Genomic DNA, 2735 nt, shown 5'->3' on the forward strand with positions numbered 1-2735 from the left:
CGACCACAGGCCCGACCACGGACTGCGTGTCCCCATCGTGACCATGGGGGGGCCTTGTGGTCGGGGGCCGGGTCGGGGGCGGCGAGTTTCCTCAAGGTCAGCAACACCCTGCTCCGACCTGGCAGCTTGCCCATGTCTCCCGCCGATAAGGGATACCAGTGACCTCTACCGAGACCGCCGCGTCGTTCACCCCCACGCCCACCGAGCCGCTGCCCCATCAGCTTCTGTCCGCGCTCGCCCAACACCGGATGGCCACCACCAGCCAGCTCCACGACCTGCTTCGGCCGAACGTCGCCCGCCAGACCATCTCCACCCCACTGAACAAGCTGCGGCGCAAGGGCCTCGTCAACTACACCGTGCTGCCCCAGTCCAATCACACCCGCGCCTGGTACCTCACGGGCGAGGGCGCCCACCTCACACGGGACTTCCCGGCACTGCGGGGGCGCCCTCCGTATCCGATCAGCTCCGCAACGGCCGCCTCGCTGAAGACGCCGCACACGCTCACCGTCGTACGCACGCACCTGACCTTCGCGGCAGACGCCCGTCGGCTGGGGCACGAGCACGGCCCGTGGGACTGGACCCCTGAGGTATCCCACCCGATCGGCGAGGGCGAGCGGCTCTCCGCCGATGCCGTCATGCACTACACCGCCGTCGAAGGCCAACACCGGCGGAAACTCCGCGCCTTCGTGGAGGTCGACCGCAGCACCATGAGCAGCGAGCGCCTGGCCGTGAAACTGATCGACTACGCGCGGCTCTTCCAGTACGAGGCGCAGCCCCTCGGCCGCCGCAAGCCGGTCTCCGCCGGACCGACGTGGCTCCGCTGGTATCCGGTCTTCCCTCGCATCCTCTTCATCCTCACCGGTGCGTCCCGCAGCAGGCTGAGTGACCGCATCACTGACCTGCAGGCGATGGTCGCTCAGCACCCGCTCGTTGCCGCGCTCGCCCGCGAGGTTCAGCTCGGAGCCGTCATCCTGGAAGACATCGAGGAACACGCTCCGTCCGGGGCCGTGTGGGTGCCGTTGGCGGGGGGTGAACGCCGCCCATGGACCGCCCTGTAGTCGCGACGACCGCGGCTCAAAAGCTGTTTCTGATCCTGGCCAGCCAAAGGCGATGACGTCTCTGGCTTCAGCAGTGGTAAATGGCAAATCCACGAATCGGCGCTGCGTCTGCCGATGAGCTGGCAGCCACCGCTTCCATGTTGACTCGGCAAGTTGTGCCGACCGGCTGCCGTTGGCCGCCGCACGGCGCCACACTGTGAGGTGCAGGTTCGTGACAACTTGCCACCGGGGGACGGATGAAGGACAGCGCTTCGATGAGAGGCAGTCACACGGATCAGCAGGCGGACGGCGCGATGAAAGTACTGCTGGTCCTCTCGCCCGACCCCGAGCTGGACTCGGAGGCGGGGGAACGACTGACACGTCAGTTGCGGGCCGAGATCGCCGAGCTGGACGTCGAGTCGATCCGTCCTGGGCCCGGCGGCCCAACTCCTGACGGCGCGAAGGGCACCGATCCCGTCACTCTCGGGGCCATGGTCGTAGCGCTAAGCGCGTCCGGTGGAGTGTTCACCGCGCTCATCGAGTCCCTGCGTGACTGGCTTGGCCGGTCTTCCGCCCGGCATCGCGTCTCGCTGACCATCGACGGAGACACGATCGAACTGGAGCGGGCGTCCGCCGCCGAGCGGCGAGACCTCATCGACGCGTACATCCGCCGCCACACCGGCAGTTAGCCATGGGACGCCGGCTGGCACTACTGATCGCCACCTACGACTACCAGGACACCGGACTGCGGCGGCTGACCGCACCGGCGCACGACGCGGAGGCGCTCGCCGCGGTGCTGCGGGACCCGGCCATCGCCGGGTTCGAGATCACCACGCTGGTCAACGAACCGCACCACCGGGTTGGCGAGGCCATCGGCGACTTCTACCACGACCGCCGCCGCGACGATCTGACCCTGCTCTACTTCACCGGCCACGGCCTCAAGGACGACAACGGCCGGCTGTACCTGGCCATGAGCAACACCCGCCGCGACAGCCTGCTGTTCACCGCGATCTCCGCCGAGCAGATCGATCAGGCAATGGAGGGCTGCGTCTCGCGGCAGAAGGTCCTGATTCTGGACTGCTGCTACAGCGGAGCGTTCCCGGCCGGCCGCCTCGCCAAGGCCGACACCGCTGTGCACGCGCTGGAGCGGTTCCAGGGCCGCGGCCGCACCGTGCTGACCGCATCCGACGCCACGCAGTACTCGTTCGAAGGCAACCAGCCGCAGGGTCAGGCGGCGCAGTCGGTGTTCACCCGCTATCTGGTGGAGGGCCTGCGCGACGGCAGCGCAGACCTCGACGGCGACGGCGACATCACTCTCGACGAGCTGTACAGCTACGTCCACGACCGGGTCGTCGACGAAATGCCGCAGCAGCGCCCCAAGAAACAGGACAACGTCGAGGGCCGCACCGTCATCGCCCGAAACATCAACTGGACGCTCCCCTCCCACCTGCGCAACGCCATCGGCAGCCCGATCGCCAACGACCGGATCGGCGCCCTTGACGGGCTCGCCCACTTGCACCGGATCGGCAACGAGACCGTCCGCGGTGCCGTTCTCGACGAGATCCGCCGTCTTGCGGACGACGACAGCAGAGGGGTCTCCGCTGCCGCCACCGCGTGGCTGAAATCCGTTCTTCCCACACCGCCCGAACCTCCCGCCGAGCAGCTGGCCGCCATACCACCCGCCCCTCAGTCCCGGTC

Annotated in this window: 3 protein-coding genes; all 3 read left to right on the plus strand. The window is 68.2% G+C overall.

Features of this window, described 5'->3' with window-relative positions:
* Nucleotides 1-158 precede the first annotated feature (158 nt).
* Nucleotides 159-1058 carry a replication-relaxation family protein gene (locus tag JHN45_RS51570; RefSeq protein ID WP_307783454.1) on the plus strand — a complete coding sequence of 300 codons (900 nt, stop codon included), beginning with the start codon at nt 159-161 and terminating at the stop codon, nt 1056-1058.
* Nucleotides 1059-1312: 254 nt separating this feature from the next.
* On the plus strand, nt 1313-1726 hold the full coding sequence (locus tag JHN45_RS51575) for a hypothetical protein (RefSeq protein WP_236585052.1): 414 nt from the start codon (nt 1313-1315) through the stop codon (nt 1724-1726).
* A 2-nt stretch (nt 1727-1728) separates the two neighbouring features.
* Nucleotides 1729-2735 (plus strand): caspase family protein (locus tag JHN45_RS51580; RefSeq protein WP_201056417.1); only part of this gene is annotated, 1007 nt, incomplete at its 3' end.

The organism is Streptomyces sp. MBT53, assembly GCF_016654115.1.
GTDB lineage: Bacteria > Actinomycetota > Actinomycetes > Streptomycetales > Streptomycetaceae > Streptomyces.

What these genes read in the sequence shown, in the direction of transcription:
- JHN45_RS51575 (WP_236585052.1), top strand. Translation starts at nt 1,313, where the DNA reads ATGAGAGGCAGTCACACGGATCAGCAGGCGGACGGCGCGATGAAAGTA.